Here is a 16029-nt window from a genome sequence, read left to right as displayed (position 1 = left end):
GCCCGTGACAGCGCGGCGGTGAGGAGGGGGATCGTCAGAGCACGCGCACCACGGGCCCGGTCACGGCGCCGAGGCGCCCGACGGCGAGCCCCTTGGTGACCGACCAGGCCGGTCCCTCGATCGTGAACGTCGTGACGTCGGTCGTGGAGGCAGACCGGGAGAGGTTGACGCCCCAGGCGCTCGCGGTGATCTCGAGGTGCACCCAGTCGCACGTGCCGGCGTCGAGCCGGAACGTGTTCCCGGTGCGGGTCAGGTCGAACGTGCACGGCCCGGCGTCGTAGGGGGCCGCGCTCGCGGCCGGCGCCAGGGCGAGGGCGGCGGCGACGAGGGCAGAGACTGCCAGGGCGCGCTTTCCGGTGGTTCGCATGGAGCTCCTTCGCTTCAGGTGAGGGGACGTCGTCGTCCCCCGGACCTGTCCAGTCCATCCTGGACGCCGGTGCCAGGACATCCGTGAAAACCCTTCCATGGACATTTCACCCTGTACGGGGAATCCCTCACACGCCGCCCGCGAACCCCGTCTGCCGCCACGCCTCGTAGATCGCGATCGACGCGCTGTTGGTCAGGTTGAGCGACCGGCGCCCGGGCAGCATGGGGATCTTGACGTGCTCGGTGATCCGGGGGTGGGCCAGGACGTCGTCGGGCAGGCCCGTGGGTTCGGGGCCGAAGAGCAGCACGTCGCCCGGGCGGTACTCGACGTCGGTGTGCCGGGTCGTGGCCTTGGTCGTGAACGCGTAGACGCGGGCCTCGGGCATCGAGGTCAGGGCGGCGTCGAGGTCGGCGTGGACCTCCATCGCGGCGAGGTCGTGGTAGTCGAGGCCCGCGCGGCGGAGCTTGGGCTCGTCGAGGTCGAAGCCCAGGGGTTCGACGAGGTGCAGGCGCGCGCCGGTCACGGCCGCGAGGCGGATCGCGTTGCCCGTGTTGCCGGGGATGCGGGGCTCGAAGAAGACGAGGTGGGGCAGCGTCGGGGCCGGGCGTTCGGCGTCCGTGCCGAGGTGCGGCCGCCAGTCTTCTGCGCCGGTGACCTCGGGCGACGGTGCGGGCACGGGGGAGGAGGGGACGTCGTCGGGCATGGTCCCGATTCTCCCACCGCGCCGCGGCCGACGTGTCGGGGGCTCAGCCCATCTGCGTGAGCGCGGCCTCGTCGACCTCGTGGAGCAGCGGCTCGCCCGCGAGGAAGCGCCCGACCTCCTCGACCACGATCGACCCCTGCCGCAGCCGGCCCTGGACGGTCGCGGCCGCATGGTGCGGGGTGAGGAGCACGTTCGGCAGGGCTCGGAAGGGGTGGTCGACGGGCAGCGGCTCGGCGTCGAACACGTCGAGCGCGGCGTCGATGCGTCCGCTCGCGACCTCGCGGAGCAGCGCCGCCTCGTCGGTCAGCCACGACCGGGCGGTGTTGACGAGCCCGGCGCCGTCGGGCATGAGCGCGAGCTCGCGCGCCCCGACGAGGTGGTGCGTCTCGGGCAGCGTGGGCGCGTGGAGCATGGTGATGCGGCTCGTCGCGAGCAGGTCGTCGAGGTTCACGAGCGTGACGCCCAACGCCTGCGCGTCCGCGGCCGACAACGTCGGGTCCGCGACCACGACCTCGGCCCCGAGCGCACGCAGCATCGTGATCGCCGCGCGCCCGGTCCGGGACGCACCCACGACGCCGACGCGCGTGCCCGCGATCTCGTGGCGCGGCGGCGCGGCCTCGGCGTCCTCCCACGAGGCGCCCGACGCGAGCCCGTGGTGGAAACGCGGGAGCTGGTGCAGCAGGGCCATGGCGAACACGACCGACACCTCGCCGACCGACTGCGCCATGCCCTGCCCGGCCTGTGTCACGCGCACGCCGCGCGCGAACAGCTCGGGTGTCACGAACGGCTTGACGCTCGCTCCCGTGTGCGCGACCAGGCGCAGGTCGGGCAGGCGGTCGAGCAGCGCGGCGTCGAGGCGCGGGGTACCCCACGAGATGACGAGCACCTGCGCACGCGAGAGGCCCGACGGCGCAGCGCTCGTCCCGGCGCCGAGCGTCGCGCCCAGCGTGGCCGGGTGGTCGACGAGGACGACGTCGGTCAGCGCCGTGAGCGTCTCCCACGCCGCGGGCGCGAAGAACTCGGCCCGCAGCGTGGGGGAGACGCTGACGACGCTCGTGGTGCGGCTCATCGCAGGATCATCCCAGCCACGCGTCGAGGTGCTCCGCGATGAACGCGTCGTCGGACGCTCCGAGCCACGGGTACGCGGCCGTGACGCGCGTGAGCTCGTCGGCCTGCCCGGGGGACAGCGTCTCGGCGGGGTCGAGGCACCAGATGCCCTCGAGGAGTCCCTGGCGACGCAGGACCTCGTGCACCCCCGCGATGACGCCCGCGAAGTCGTTCGCGGAGTCGAACACCGCGGCGTTGGCGTCGGTGAGCCCGGTCTGACGGGCGACCAGGAGGCGCAGGGCCGCGTCGTCGGGCACGGTGAGCGTGCCGTCGGCAGTGACGCCGCGCGCGGCCTGGGCGAGGCGCAGGGTGTCGACCGCACCTCGCGTCCACACGGCCCACTGGCCGAGCAGCCCGCCGACGAAGCGCGCGGTGTACGGGCTCACGCTCCCCGGGACCGGCACGTCGACCTCGGTGACGAGGTCCGCGATGATCGCGTCGTCGTTGCCCGTGTAGAGCGAGATCTGGTCGGCCCGGCCGGACTCGGCCACGCCACGCAGCACGTCGATCGTCCGGTACCGGTTGAACGGCGCTGCCTTGACGGCCACCACGGCCTCGATCGACGCGAACTCGCGCCAGAAGTCGACCGAGAGCCGCGGTCCGCCGATCGCCTCCTGGAGGTAGAAGCCGATCACGGGCAGGACCTCGCCCACGGACCGCGCACGGTCGAGCAGGTGGCGTTCGACCTCCTCGCGCGTGCCGCTCAGCCCGGCCACGCGCGGCGCGAGGAGCACCGCGTCGTAGCCGAGGTCGGCCGCGACCTGCGCCTCGGCCACCGCCTGGGCCGTGGGGCCCGAGGCCCCGGCGACCTGGACGAGCGGGCGCGGGCCGGTGACCGCGGACCCCGCGGGGGCGTGCCCGCCCAGCGTCTCGCGCGAGACCTCGGCCGCCATCTCGAGCACGGGCCGGTAGAGCCCGACGTCGCGGATCTCGAACTGCGTCGTGTGCACGCCCACGGCCACGCCGCCCGCCCCGGCCGCGTGGTAGTACCGCGTCAGGGCGCGCTGGCGTCGCTCGTCGAACCGGCGGTCCGCGGTCAGCGCGAGCGGCTGGGCCGGGATGACCGTGCCGGCACGCAGGAGCGCGAGCGAGTCGGGCTTCATGGCGTCGACCACCGAGCCCATCAGAACTTCCCGTCGCGCACGGTGAACTTGGTGGCCTTGCCGCTCGTCGGCAGGCCTGCGGCGAGCCACTGCGCCTGCCAGTCGACGAGCGTGCGCAGCGAGACGTCGGGGTACCCGAACAGCTCGTGGCACAGGCTCGCGTCGTTGAGCAGGGCGGTCCCGGCCTCGGCGCCCGTGAACGACACCTCGCGGCCCAGGCCCGCGCCGAGCAGCCCCGCGAGGCGGCGGACCGACGCAGTCTCCGGGCCTGTGAGGTTGACGGTGAACGCGGGCGAGGACGCGTGGCCGAGCGCGCGCAGCGCGACCTCGTTCGCGTAGCCCTGCCACACGACGTTGACGTGGCTCGTGGTCAGGTCGACCGGCTCGCCCGCGAGGATCGGCGCCGCGACGTCGCACAGCACGCCGTAGCGCAGGTCGACCGCGTAGTTGAGGCGGATGTTCGCGACCTTGGTGCCGCGCGTGAGGGCCGCGTGCTGGAACAGGCGCTCCCGCCCGAGGCAGCTCATGGCGTACTCGCCGACCGGACCCGTCGGGTCGTCCTCGGAGCAGCCGCCCGAGGACACCGGCACGAGCGGGTAGACGTTCCCGGTCGAGAACGCGGCGATGGTCGAGTCCGCGTAGCGACGCGCGACGTCGCTCACGAGTGCGGCGTTCGCGGCCCATGCGAGCGAGGGGGCCGACGACGTGCCGAACTTGGCGCCGACCATGTAGACGACGTCGGCGCCGTCGGGCAGGTCGGCCAGCACGGCCGGGTCGCCCGTCATGAGGTCGGCCGTCACGACGTTCACGCCCGCGTCGCGCAGGTGGTCGGCCTGGGCCGGGTCCGACCAGCGCGAGACCGCGTGGACCGCGTCGCCCGAGCGGCCCGCGGCGTCGAGCGCGCGCCGGGCGAGGACCGTGAGGCTCGGGCCCATCTTGCCGCCCGCGCCCAGGACGACCAGGTCGCCCGAGCGGGCGGCCATGTCCGCGACGAGCGCGGGGGAGGGCGTGGTGAGCAGGTCCTCGAGCTCGGCGAGCGACGAGGGACCGGCGGAGCGCCCGACGGCGGAGGCGCCGGCAGGAGCGACGGCGGCGGCGGGCAGGGGGCTGGGTGAGGTCGAAGACACGAGTGCTATCCCTTGATTCCGGACATGGTGACGCCCTCCTGGAAGTAGCGCTGGGCCACGAGGTAGGCGGCGAAGATCGGCACGAAGGAGATGGTCGCGCCGGCGAGGATCATGTTGAGCGGCACGTCCTGCTGCTGCAGCGACGCGATACCCACGGTCAGGGTCCAGTGGTCGGTGCCCTGGCCCATGATGAGCGGCCACAGGAAGTCGTTCCAGTGCCACAGGAAGACGAACGTGCCGAGCGTCGCGAGGATCGGCTTGCACAGCGGCAGCACGATGCGCGTGAAGATGCGCCACTCGGACGCGCCGTCGAGCTTGGCCGCCTCGAAGAGGTCGTCGGGCATGTCCATGATGAACTGCCGCATGAGGAACACCGCCTGGGCGTTCGCGAGCGTCGGCAGGATCAGGCCCCAGTAGGTGTCCAGGCCGCCGACCTGCGCCATGAGGATGAAGGTCGGGATCAGGGTCACGTGGTACGGGACCATGACCATCGCGAGGAACGACCAGAACATGGCCTCGCGGCCCGGGAACTTCTTCTTCGCGAACGCGTAGCCGGCCATCGCGGAGAACGCCAGGACCAGGACCACGGACACGACCGAGTAGATGAGCGTGTTCCCGAACCAGGTCCAGATGTTCCCCGCGCCGAGCACGCGGTCGTACGCCACGAAGCCCAGGTTCGTGGGGATCAGGCTCTGCGGGAACTGGATCGCCGCGGCAGGCTTGAGCGAGAGGACGACCATCGCGTAGAACGGGAAGATCGTCACGACGGCCGCGAGGCTCAGGACGACGTAGCGCACGACCTTGCCGCGCCACGTCAGGTCCATGCCCGAGCTCTTGCTGCGCCTGCGTCGAACCTTCGGCGTGAGGTCGGGCGATGTGGTGGTGCCGGCAGCGGTCCCGGGGTGCCCCGGGGTGCCGGGGGTGGCGAGCGTGGTCACTTGTCCCTCCCGATGAGGCGACGCTGCACCAGCGCAACGACGATGGTGATGATGAAGAGCGCGACGCCGAGAGTGCTGGCGTAGCCGAGGTCGAAGTACTTGAAGCCCTGGTCGTAGATCTGGTAGACGAGGCTGTAGCTCGCGCGGGCGGGCCCGCCGCCCGTCATGGTGTAGACCAGGTCGAAGATCTGGAACGACGCCGTGGTCTCGATGACCGCGAGGAAGAACAGCGTCGGCTTGAGCTGCGGCATGATGATGTGCCAGAACCGGTGCCAGGCGTTCGCGCCGTCGAGCGCCGCCGCCTCCTCGAGCTCGCGCGGCAGGTCCTGCATGCGGGCCAGGAGGATGAGCATCCCGTACCCGAAGCGCGACCAGATCGACACGAGCGCCAGGGCCGGCAGGACCAGGGTCGTGCTGCCCAGCCACGAGTCGGTCGACAGACCGATCAGGCCCATGAGCTGCGACCACGGGCCGCCCGTCGAGAACACCCACGTGAACACCGTCGCGGCGAGCACGAGGCTCGTGACGACCGGCAGGAAGAACACCGAGCGGTAGAAGCCCGAGCCGCGGAACGAGCGGCGCACCAGCAGCGCCATGAAGGTCGAGATCGCGAGCGACAACGGCACGATCAGGACGCTGAGGATCAGGGTCACGCGCATCGCGGACCAGAAGATCGGGTCGTTGACCATGCGCTCGAAGTTGTCGAGGCCGGTCCACTCGGCGGTGCCGCCGATCGTGTACTCGAAGAAGCTGAGCCCCACGCCCGCGATCGCCGGTCCGAACCGGAAGGCGAGGAAGAGCAGGAAGGCCGGGAGAGCGAAGAGCAGGCCGATCCGCGCCTCGCGGCGGGCCATGGTGCGGCGGAACGCTGATGGTCCAGTCGGGCGGGTCCCGCCCGACGGGCCCGAGGGCCTACCGGACGTGGACCGCGCGACGGGCGCGGCGCCGTCGGGCACGGGGCCCTCGACGCCTGGCCCGAGGACGTCTCCGGACGGGGTGGTTGCTGTCATGGGGTTCTTCTCCTTCGCCTCACCGGGCCGAGGGCCGCCTCGGCGGCGGCCACCCGGCCCGGTGGGTGTGGTGCGAGATCAGCCGAGGAGCGGGTTCGCGGCAGCGGCCGCGTCCTTCATGGCCTGCTCAGGGGTCTTCTGGCCGATGAGCGCGGCCTGGATCTCCGGGGCGAGGATGCCCATGACCTCACGCGACTTCTCGTTGAGGTCGCCGGAGGTGGTCGCGTCGAGCGTGGCCTCGAGTGCGGCCATGGTCGCGTCGTCGCCGTACAGGCCCGTCTGCGAGGTGTACGGCGTGAACCAGCCCGCGGCCTTCGCGTACTCGGCCGACGCCTCGGGACGCGTCGCGAACGCGAGCCACTTGCCCGCCGCGTCCAGGTTCTCGGCCTTCTTCATCAGGGCCAGCGAACCGACCGTGCCGTAGCCGATCGACTCGGCCTGCTTGAGGGAGGGGAGCACGACGGTGTTCTCCTCGCCCCAGAAGGTCGCGACGTCGCCGGGGCCCTGCTGCCACGTGCAGGCGATCTTGCCCTGCGCCGTGCGGGTCTGCTCGAACGCCGGGATGGTCGTCAGCAGGTCCTTCTCGACGAAGCCGCCCTCGGCCAGGTCCGTGACGAACTGGAGCGCCTCGACGCCCTCGGGCGAGTCGAACGCGACCTTCGTGCCGTCCTCGGAGAACACCGAGCCGCCCGCCTGCCACAGCAGCGGGTAGAACGACTCGTTGAGCGTCGCGTCGACCGCACCCCAGTAGTTCGTGACGTCGTAGCCCGCGTCCTTGAACTTCGGGGCCAGCGCCATCAGGTCGTCCCAGGTCTGGGGGTAGTTGCCCGACTCGCCGATCGCGTCGAAGGCCGCGGCGTTGCACACGAGCGGCTTCGAGTTCATGATCAGCGGCGCGCCCATCATGGCGCCGTCGATGCTCACGGACTTCGCGGCGTTCTCCCGCAGGTCGCCCGTGTTGTCGGTGACGTAGTTGTCCACCGCCGCGAGGGACTTCGCGTACTTCGGGAGCTGGTCCGGGATGAGGTAGACGACGTCGGGGCCCTTGCCGCCCGCGATGCCCGTCGCGAGCGTCTCGTCGCGACCCGCCCACGGGTAGATCTCGACCTTGACGTCGACGTCCGGGTTCTCCTTGGTGAACTCCGCGATCTGCTTGTCCCAGAAGGCCTTGTGGGCCGCCTCGTCGGCGATGACGGGGTAGGTCCACATGGTGACGGAGCCCGAGGCCGCGCCGTCCGAGGGGACGGGCGTCGAGCCGCCGGCCGCGTCGCCGCCGCCGCAGGCGGTCAGGGCGCCGAGGGTGGCGATCGCCGCGATGGCGGTCGCCACGTGCTTCTTCGGCATGGTCATTTTCGTGCTCCTTTGACGTCGAATGATGACTACCGTGCTGGTTGATCCGTGTGCTGTTGAGCCCGCCCGGCGCATCGTCGCGCCTGCGGGGTGCTGCTCTGTCCGGACGGCCGGAGGACCGCACGGACGGGACGTGCTGCTAGCGGGCCGGGACCTCGACGACGGTGCGCGAGTGTCGCGACTCCTCGGCCGCGAACACGGCGAGGTGGCTCTGGAGGGACTCGACGGCGCCCGACCGGACGTGGCTCGGGTCGCCCGTCGCGACGGCGCGCACGAACGCGTCCATGACGCCCGAGTCGCCGCCGCCGTGGTCGTCGGCCGCGTTGGTTGCCCCGTGGTGACCCGAGTCGTGGACCGTGACCGAGCCGTCCCGGAAGTCCGTGACGCGAATCCTCTCGCCGTCGCCGTCGAGGCAGCCGTGCGTCCCGAAGATCTGCGTCTTGCGGTGGTCCTGCTCCGAGAAGGCCGTCATGGTGAACGTCGCCGCGCCGCCGCCCTCGAGCTCCATCGCGACCACCTGGTGGTCGACCACGTCGTTGTCCGACGCGTAGACGCACCGGCCGTAGTCGCCTGTGCGCAGCGCCTCGATCACCGACGCCTCGTCGGTGCCGTCCGTGACGACCGTGACCGGCCAGATCGCGCCCTTCTCGCGCAGCGTGCCCAGGTACAGGCGCGGCGCAGAGTACGGGCACGTCGGTTCGAGCGGGCAGTCCAGGCAGCGGTCCGCGGCGCCCGCCGGGCGCTCCTGCGGACGGAAGTGCTTGAGCGAGCCGAAGCTCGCGACGGTCTGGATGCGCTTGCCCGTGACGTAGCGGATCCAGTCCAGGTCGTGGCTCGACTTCGCGAGCAGCATGGGGCTCGACGTCTTCTCCGAGCGCCACGGGCCGCGCACGTACGAGTGCGCGTCGTGCCACCAGCCGACCGGTTCCAGGTGCTGCACGTTGACGATCTCGCCCAGCACGCCCGAGTCCACGACCGACTTCATGAGGTCCGTGTACGGCATGTACCGCATGACGTGGCAGACGCCGAACAGGACGCCCGAGGCCTCGACCGCGTCGACCACGTCGCGGCACTCCTCGGCGCTCGGGGCGAGCGGCTTCTCGACGAGGATCGCGTAGCCCTGCGCCGCGAGAGCCACGACCGGGTCACGGTGCTCACGGTCCTGCGTCGCGACGATGACCATGTCCGCGAGGGGCGCCGAGGTGCCCGCCGCGACCAGGTCCTCCCAGCCCGCGAACCGCGCGACGGGGGCAGCGTCGGGGTTCGCCGCGGCCGCGCCGTCGCTCACGAGGGACCGCTGGAAGGGGCGCGGGTCTGCGACCGCGACCAGGCGCGCACGGTCGGGGTGCGCGGCGATCCAGCGTGCGTAGGTCTGACCCCGGTTGCCGGCGCCCACGAGGGCGACGGTCACGGGTGCATCATTGCGGGTCACGAGCGGTCCTTGCGTCGTTGCGGGGGCTGCGGAGGTGGGGCTGGTGGTGCTGGTCGAACGGTCGGTGCGGGCGGAGTGCCGGGCGAGTACGGCCTCATTTGCTATTTGCTATAGCAACTATGCCAGATGATCCTGCGCCCTGACAGCCCGCCAGGTCAACTTGCGACCGAGTCGTGATCTTTCGTGCGGCCCTCGCAGGTCCTTGGAGGGCTCGACGGCGACGCCCCGCCTCTGCCGCGTCTCTGCCGTCCGCCGCCGCGCCGCTGCCGCCCTCTGCCGCCTGGCTCGGCCCCCGCTCGGCGACCAGAGCCGATGTCCGTGCGCGCCCGGCCGTCGGTGCCGAGAACGGGGTCGAGGTCGTCAGGTCATGGTTGGCGACCTCGACCCCGTGCTCGAGGCGGGGGTACCTCGTTCTCGGCGACCGGCGACCGGCGACCGGTGCCGACGTCAGACCACGAGCGTGCCCGCCGTCGAGACCGTCGGGCCGTCGGCCGGGATCGCGACGCGCTGCACGCCGGACTCGACGTTGCCGGTGTGCAGGAGGTAGGAGCCCGCACCGAACGCGCCGTCGGCGAGCTGGAGGCGGCCACCCGTGAAGGTGGACCCCACGGCCGACCAGCGATTGATACCTGTGTCTAGCTTCACGTGAACAGTGTCACCCGACGCGGCCACCGACCGTGCACCGTCCAGGTTCCACGTGACGGGCTTGTCCGCCTTCGCGCGGCTCAGGAACGTGCCACCCGCAGGCGATCCCTCGAGGCGCGCCCCGTCGCCCACGCGGACGGTCTGCTCCGCGACGCCCGCCGCGACGACCGCGACGTTGCGCAGCACGCCGCCGCGGACCGTCAGGTCTCCCGACGCCGTCACGGTGCCCTTGCCCTCGGCCGCCTCGAGCGTGCACTGGTCCAGGACCACCGGGCCCGAGCCCGCGAACGACGCACCCTCCAGCCCGTTGAGCGTCGTGCGGACCAGGTGCACGGGGTTGGTCACGGTGGCCTGCGTGATCGGGCTGTTCGGCAGGACGTTGAAGCGCGAGCCCTCGATGACGTTGGGGCGCTTCGAGCGGCTCGACGCCTGGGACACGATGAGCGTGTCGTCGGCCTGGCAGCCGCGCAGCTGGACGCCGTCGGCGTTGACCCACAGCATGCCCGAGCCCGCGAGGCCCTCCTTGCGGACGACCTGCACGTCCTCGAGCGTCAGGTCGGTGACCTTGACGCGCGCCACGAACCACGAGCACACGTGCTTGCTGACCGTGATGCGCTTGGCCGACGAGCCCCATGCCGCACCCGAGTTGGCGAACGTCATGAGCCCCGAGTTCCCGACGTACGTCAGGTCGTGCTCGTACTGGCCGTGCGTGACGAACGGCCCCTGGTCGTCGCCGTCGCCGTGGCAGTTCTCCACGAGACCGTACGCCGAGGCCGTCCAGTCGTTGAGGTGGCGGCAGTTCGAGGTGTGGCAGTCGGACACGTGCCCGTACAGGCAGTAGATCTGCTGCGTCAGGTAGCCCGCGCCGCCCCACGTGATCGAGGCCGGGTTGGCGAGCGAGCAGCGCGTCGTCGTGAAGAACGTCGACCAGCGGCGCATGACCAGGGGCCAGAACGTCGCGACCCCGTGCACGTTCTCGACGTCGCAGCTCACCGCGTACTCGAACGCGAGCGGGTGCGAGCCCGTGTACTGGTCGCCGCCCGCGACGCCCACGAACGACAGGTTGCGCACGTGCACCTGCTGCACGGGCTCGACCTTGGTCCACGTGAGCGTGCGCCCCGCGGCGAGCTCCCAGCCGTTGAGGTAGTTGACGCGCACGTGCGTCGCGTCGACGATCTGGGTGACCTGGACCTGGAGCTGCAGCTCGCGCTCCCACTTGCCCGCGAGGGCGTTGACCTCGAGCGCGTACCACTCGCCCACGGCGTACTTCGACGAGTCGGAGACCTCGAAGTCGTCGCGCAGCTCGGGCATGACGGCCGTGAGCTTGTTCGTGCGGACGTCGTCGGTGACGGTGCCGCGGAAGAACAGGACGGCCGCGAACGGGTCGTCCTGCCCGGCCTTCTCGATGCCCTCGGTCGTCATGGTGTGCCCGCCGAAGTCGAGCTCGAGGTGCGAGCGTGTGAACCGGTGGCGGCGCACGAAGTTGAGGTCGGAGTGCGCCTCGATGCGGCTCACGGTCGGGTCGTTCACGAGCGCGTCGAGCGCGTCGTCGGCCGGGGTGTCCTTCCCGAAGAGCCCGAACCAGCGGAAGTCCGCGGTACCTGTGTGGAGCGTGTGCCACCTTCCCTTCCCCTGGGTGTCCTTGGGGGCCAGCACGGTGCCGCCGTTGGCCGCCGCCTCGCTCTTCGCGTCGTAGCGGACCAGGCGCGCCGCACCATCGCCCGGCGTGGCGTGGCCGAGGAGCTGGACGACCGTGCCGTCGTCGATCTTCTTGGCCTTCCAGCCCACGAGCTGGGCGACGGACGCCGCGACGAGGACCTCGTCGTCGGGCTCGTCCTTCTTCAGGGGCAGCACGCCCGACGGCGCCGCAGCGGTCGGCGTGGCGGCTGCGGCCGAGTGCGTGCCCATCAGGGCGCCGGCGGCCACGAGGCCGCCGATCCCGGCGACGCGCAGCAGGTTGCGGCGCGAGGGGGCCTCGACCGTGGGGGCCTGTCGGGGCGAGGTCGGCGTCGTCGTCGGCTCGCCGGGGGTCTGTCCGGACGTGATGAGGTTCGTCATCTGCAGGGGCCTTTCATCAGGGGTTCTTCCGGGTGGGCAGGGGGAGCTCGTGCGGTTCACAGCGCGAGCGAGTCGGTGACGAGGACGTGGCCGCCCTCGGGGAAGCCGGTGCGGTCGACGCCCTGCTCGACGCAGCCGGACTGGAGCACGCGCGTGCTCGGTCCCAGGTCGAACCGGCCGCCGCTGAAGCGCGTGCCGACCGCGGTCAGCGCGTCGGCGCCCGAGAGGGTGACGTGCGCGGTGGTGCCGCTCGCGGCGAGCGTCGCACCCCGCAGGTCCACCTGGACGTTCCCGGGGCCCGCGGCCCGCGAGACCAGGGCGCCCGCCGTCGTCGTGCCGGAGATCTTCGCCCCGCGGACCGTGAGCCGCTGGTCGCGGACCGCGCTGAGCTGGATGCCCGTCCCGGTGAGGGTCCCGCCGCTGACCGTGACGTCGGCCGACCCGACGAGCGCGGGGGCCGCGGGGGCGGCCTCGTCGGTCGAGCCCACGAACGTGCAGTCGGTGAACGTGACAGGTCCCGCGCCGCGCAGGATCGTGCCGTCGAACCCGGTGAATCCTGTCCGGACGAAGTGGACCGGGGTGGCGACCGGCGTCTGGTGCAGCACGCTGCCGACCGGCAGCGAGAAGTGGCAGTCCTCGATGACGTTGGGCCGCTTCGACAGGTTCGAGCGCTGCGCGACCGCGAAGAACGACGCGGTGCACCCGCGCATCTGCACGCCGTCGGCGTTGACCGTGAGGCTGCCCTGCTGGTCGAACGTCGAGCGCGCGACGACGTGCACGTCCTCCAGGGTCAGGTCGGTGATCTTGGTGCTCACCGTGAACCAGGAGGCCACGTGCCCCTTGACCGTGATGCGCTTGGCGCTGATGCCCCACTGCGCCCCCGAGTTGGCGATGTCCATGAGACCGCTGTTGCCCTGGAACACGAGGTCGTGCTCGTACTGGCCGTGCGTCGTGAACGGGTTGCCGCCCTGGTCGTCGCCGTCGCCGTGGCAGTTCTCGACGAGGCAGTAGGCCGAGGCCGTGAGGTCGTTGAGGTGTCGCGCGTTGTGCGAGCGGCAGTCCGCTACGCGCCCGTACAGGCAGTAGATCTGCTGCGTGAGGTAGCCCGCGCCGCCGTAGAAGACCGTGGGCGGGTTGGCGACCGAGCAGCGCTCGGTCGCGAAGAACGTGTTCCAGCGGCGCATGATGACGGGCCACCACGTCCTGGAGCCGTGCACGTCCGAGACGTCGCAGCGCACCGCGAACTCGTACGCGACCGGGTGCGAGCCGGTGTACTCGCGGTCGTCGGGCAGCTCGCCGTTGAGCGGGCCGTCGTACGGCCCGGCCCCGACGAACGTCATGTTCCGCACGTGCACCTGCTCGACCGGCACGACCTTGCGCCACTCGAGCACGCGGCCCGGGGCAAGTTCCCAGCCGTTGCGGTAGTTGACGCGCACGTGTGCCGCGTCGACGACCTCGGTGACCTGCACGAGGCGCTGGAGCTCTCGCTCGTCGCGCCCGCCGCCCGGCCTCGGGTCGACCTGCACGGTCCACCAGTCGCCGACCGCGAACGCGGACGAGTCCGCGACCTCGAACACGTCGCGCTGGTCGGGCATGGTCTGGGCGAGCGTGCGCTGCTGGGTCACGTCCGTGACGGTGCCCTGGAAGAACATCACGGCCCCGAACGGGTTGTCGTGCGCGTTGCGCTCGATGCCCTCGGTCGTGATCGTCCGGCCGCCGAAGTCCAGCTCGAGGTCGGAGCGCGCGTAGGTGTGGCGGCGCACGAAGTTGAGGTTCGTGTGCGCCTCGATGCGGCTCACGGTCGGGTCGTCGACGAGTGCGTCGAGCGCGTCGTCGGCGCTGCCCGTGGGGGCGTCGGCGCCGAAGATCCCGAACCAGCGGAAGTCTGCGGTGCCCGTGTGGAGCGTGTGCCACCGGCCCGCGCCGACCGCGCCGAGGTCCTGCGGGGCCAGCACGGTGCCGCCGTTGGGGGCTTCGGTGCTCTTCGCGTCGTAGCGGACCAGGCGTGCGGCGCCGTCGCCGGGGGCCGCGTGGCCCAGGAGCTGGACGACGGTCCCGTCGTCGATCTTCTTCGCACGCCAGCCCACGAGCTGGGCGACGGACGACGCGACCAGGATCTCGTCGTCGGGCTCGTCCTTGCTCAGGCTCAGCGGTGCGGCGACCGCCGAGGGGGCGAGGCCCGTGGACAGCGCGAACGCGGTCGCGGTCAGCGCGCCCATGCCCGCGACGCGCAGCACGCTGCGGCGCGAGGGGGCGATGGGGTTCGCGGGGTCGGGGGAGAGGTCGGGGGCTGCCGCGCTGTCGCGGGCAGTCAGGGGGGTCTTCACGTGGGTCACCCTTCGGACGGGTCGATGAGACGGGTCCGTTCAGGAGTGGCCGACGCGCGGCAACGGGAGTGCGGGTGGAGTCCGGCGGGCCGGGGCTGCGGTGACCGGGGGACGGGGCGAGAGGGACGGTTCAGGCTGGGCGCGGCAGGCCGCGACAGCAGGATGGATGCGCTTCGTTGCGTCCGGATGAACCGGGCATTTCCCGGAGATTAGGCCGGTGCTATAGCAATGTCAAGAGGTTGGTGACGAGTCGCCAGGTCCGCCGGGCCTGCCCGGGGAGCCGCGCCGGCCGCCGCCTCACAGGTAGTCGCCGGGCCAGTGGAAGCCCGCCGTGGGGCCGCTCGTCGCGGCGCGCAGGGCGTCGGTCTCCGTCGTCGTGCACCGGACCGGACGCAGCATCCCGGTCGCGTCGGACGTCGTCTCGCGACCGCCCGGCGCCAGCAGCGCGTCGGTGAGCACCGCCGCGGCCGGGACGTGCGGCAGGCGTACCTCGCCGCGGGTCGCCCCGTGCTCGCGCGCCAGCGAGCGGGCGTCGAGCGCGAGCACGTCGAGCGCCTCGCGCCACTCTGGCGTCGTCGCGTCACCGGGCCCGACGGCGAGCTCCCGCACGCGCAGCACCTCGCCCTCGAGCTCCACGACCAGGTAGCCCACGATCGACCCGTCGGGTCGCCTGGCCGTGAGGAGCTCGGCCGCGGAGTACCAGAGGGGGATCCGGCGCTCCCAGTGCTCGGCCGTGCGGCGCGTGGTCAGAGGGGCGGCGTGGAACGCGTCGTGCAGGGTCGCGAGGGCCTGCCACGGGAGGTCGGTGTTCCAGGCGGGGAACGTGGTGGGGACGGGGGAGTTCGCACGGGGCGGCTGCTCGTGGCGAGCGACGACCGCTGCCGAGCCCGGCCGTTCGGGGCGAGCGGCGCCGTCGGGCAGGAGGAGGCCGTGGGTGACGGGGGCCTCGAAGGTCTCCCAGCCGCTCGGTCGGTAGACGCCCGGGGTGCCCGTGAACAGCAGCGAGGCGTCCATGCCTGCGGCATGCATCTGCTCGACCGCCTCGGTGAGTGCGAGGCGGACCAGACCACGGCCCCGCATGTCCGGGGCCGAGGCGACGTTCGCGATGCCGCCCACGGTGAGCGTGGTGGCCGCCCCGTCGGGGCTCGGGAGGCCGACGATCGTGCGGGGGCTCCAGCAGACCGAGGCGACGACGCGGTCCTCGGCGGGGGTCGGGCCCGTGAGGACGGCGACGACCGTGCGGTCGAGCCGACCGTCGTCGGTCTCGTAGACGGGGACCATGAGCGGGGCGTCGAACGCGGTGGCCCACAGCGCGTACAGCGACGGGACGTCGGTGGGAGTCGCGGTGCGGAATTCCATGGGGCTCCTCGGTGAGCGGGTGCGTCGGTGCAGGTGGGGCGCATGTGCGGGCCGGCCGGTAGTTCGCCTTGACGGTTTGCTATAGCAAGAATAGTCTCGCATCCACGTTCTCGAGTGAACGATGCACGGCAACGAAGCACGTGCGAGGTCGGGCTGGACCTCGCACGAAGTGTCCCTCCCTCGACCGTCCCCTTCTCGCTGCCGACCATGTGGTTGCGGTCGTGAATCACCCCGATTCCGACGCCCACCGCATGTTCGAGGAGCGCTGTCCGCATGTTCGACGATCGCCGCACCCGTCGCTGGGGCGATGCGCTTCGTCCCACCCGTGCACCTGGCCTTCGCGCGCGACGCGTACGAAGCACTCATCGCGCGGCTGCGGCTCCGATATCCGCCGGGCGGAGTCGGCGGCCTCTCGCCCAGGTGTCCGTGTACACGCCGAGCGTGCAGTTCGGGCTGTTGTGCCCGCCTCGGGGCGACCCGAACTGCACAGTCGACGCCCCCGG

Annotated in this window: 12 protein-coding genes; all 12 read right to left on the bottom strand. The window is 71.9% G+C overall.

The window, feature by feature from the left end; all coding sequences use genetic code 11:
* Positions 1-34: 34 nt before the first annotated feature.
* Positions 35-367, bottom strand: a complete 333-nt coding sequence (locus ACFRCR_RS02295; protein WP_377675178.1) for a hypothetical protein — start codon at positions 365-367, stop codon at positions 35-37.
* A 127-nt stretch (positions 368-494) separates the two neighbouring features.
* Positions 495-959: a tRNA (cytidine(34)-2'-O)-methyltransferase gene (locus tag ACFRCR_RS02290; protein WP_377675186.1), complete on the bottom strand. Its 465-nt coding sequence runs from the start codon at positions 957-959 to the stop codon at positions 495-497.
* Positions 960-1113: 154 nt separating this feature from the next.
* A complete protein-coding gene (locus ACFRCR_RS02285) occupies positions 1114-2139 on the bottom strand; it encodes a hydroxyacid dehydrogenase (protein ID WP_377675176.1) in 1026 nt (341 codons plus the stop codon).
* 7 nt (positions 2140-2146) lie between these two features.
* On the bottom strand, positions 2147-3301 hold the full coding sequence (locus tag ACFRCR_RS02280) for a dihydrodipicolinate synthase family protein (RefSeq protein ID WP_377675173.1): 1155 nt from the start codon (positions 3299-3301) through the stop codon (positions 2147-2149).
* A complete protein-coding gene (locus ACFRCR_RS02275; RefSeq protein ID WP_246857799.1) occupies positions 3301-4407 on the bottom strand; it encodes an NAD(P)-dependent oxidoreductase in 1107 nt (368 codons plus the stop codon). The genes ACFRCR_RS02280 and ACFRCR_RS02275 overlap by 1 nt, the downstream gene beginning before the upstream one ends.
* Before the next feature lie 5 nt (positions 4408-4412).
* The gene (locus ACFRCR_RS02270; protein WP_377675170.1) at positions 4413-5345 is read right to left on the bottom strand and encodes a carbohydrate ABC transporter permease; all 933 of its coding nucleotides are present in this window, start codon (positions 5343-5345) and stop codon (positions 4413-4415) included.
* A complete protein-coding gene (locus ACFRCR_RS02265; protein WP_377675167.1) occupies positions 5342-6355 on the bottom strand; it encodes a carbohydrate ABC transporter permease in 1014 nt (337 codons plus the stop codon). The genes ACFRCR_RS02270 and ACFRCR_RS02265 overlap by 4 nt, the downstream gene beginning before the upstream one ends.
* Before the next feature lie 78 nt (positions 6356-6433).
* The gene (locus tag ACFRCR_RS02260) at positions 6434-7705 is read right to left on the bottom strand and encodes an ABC transporter substrate-binding protein (RefSeq protein WP_377675165.1); all 1272 of its coding nucleotides are present in this window, start codon (positions 7703-7705) and stop codon (positions 6434-6436) included.
* A gap of 139 nt (positions 7706-7844) precedes the next feature.
* Complete coding sequence (locus tag ACFRCR_RS02255) at positions 7845-9137, bottom strand: Gfo/Idh/MocA family protein (RefSeq protein WP_377675162.1); 1293 nt, start codon at positions 9135-9137, stop codon at positions 7845-7847.
* 447 nt (positions 9138-9584) lie between these two features.
* The gene (locus tag ACFRCR_RS02250) at positions 9585-11840 is read right to left on the bottom strand and encodes a peptidase C14 (protein WP_377675159.1); all 2256 of its coding nucleotides are present in this window, start codon (positions 11838-11840) and stop codon (positions 9585-9587) included.
* Between the two features lie 56 nt (positions 11841-11896).
* Complete coding sequence (locus ACFRCR_RS02245) at positions 11897-14167, bottom strand: peptidase C14 (RefSeq protein ID WP_377675156.1); 2271 nt, start codon at positions 14165-14167, stop codon at positions 11897-11899.
* Between the two features lie 297 nt (positions 14168-14464).
* Positions 14465-15526 (bottom strand): GNAT family N-acetyltransferase, encoded by a 1062-nt coding sequence (locus ACFRCR_RS02240; RefSeq protein WP_377675154.1) that lies wholly within the window; start codon positions 15524-15526, stop codon positions 14465-14467.
* Positions 15527-16029: the final 503 nt, after the last annotated feature.

This window comes from Oerskovia sp. NPDC056781, from assembly GCF_042789955.1.
GTDB classification, from domain to species: Bacteria; Actinomycetota; Actinomycetes; order Actinomycetales; family Cellulomonadaceae; genus Oerskovia; species Oerskovia rustica.
This window is presented reverse-complemented; position numbering and strand designations above follow the sequence as displayed.

What these genes read in the sequence shown, in the direction of transcription:
- ACFRCR_RS02280 (WP_377675173.1), bottom strand. Translation starts at nt 3,301, where the DNA reads ATGGGCTCGGTGGTCGACGCCATGAAGCCCGACTCGCTCGCGCTCCTG.
- ACFRCR_RS02250 (WP_377675159.1), bottom strand. Translation starts at nt 11,840, where the DNA reads ATGACGAACCTCATCACGTCCGGACAGACCCCCGGCGAGCCGACGACG.
- ACFRCR_RS02260 (WP_377675165.1), bottom strand. Translation starts at nt 7,705, where the DNA reads ATGACCATGCCGAAGAAGCACGTGGCGACCGCCATCGCGGCGATCGCC.
- ACFRCR_RS02295 (WP_377675178.1), bottom strand. Translation starts at nt 367, where the DNA reads ATGCGAACCACCGGAAAGCGCGCCCTGGCAGTCTCTGCCCTCGTCGCC.
- ACFRCR_RS02240 (WP_377675154.1), bottom strand. Translation starts at nt 15,526, where the DNA reads ATGGAATTCCGCACCGCGACTCCCACCGACGTCCCGTCGCTGTACGCG.
- ACFRCR_RS02285 (WP_377675176.1), bottom strand. Translation starts at nt 2,139, where the DNA reads ATGAGCCGCACCACGAGCGTCGTCAGCGTCTCCCCCACGCTGCGGGCC.
- ACFRCR_RS02265 (WP_377675167.1), bottom strand. Translation starts at nt 6,355, where the DNA reads ATGACAGCAACCACCCCGTCCGGAGACGTCCTCGGGCCAGGCGTCGAG.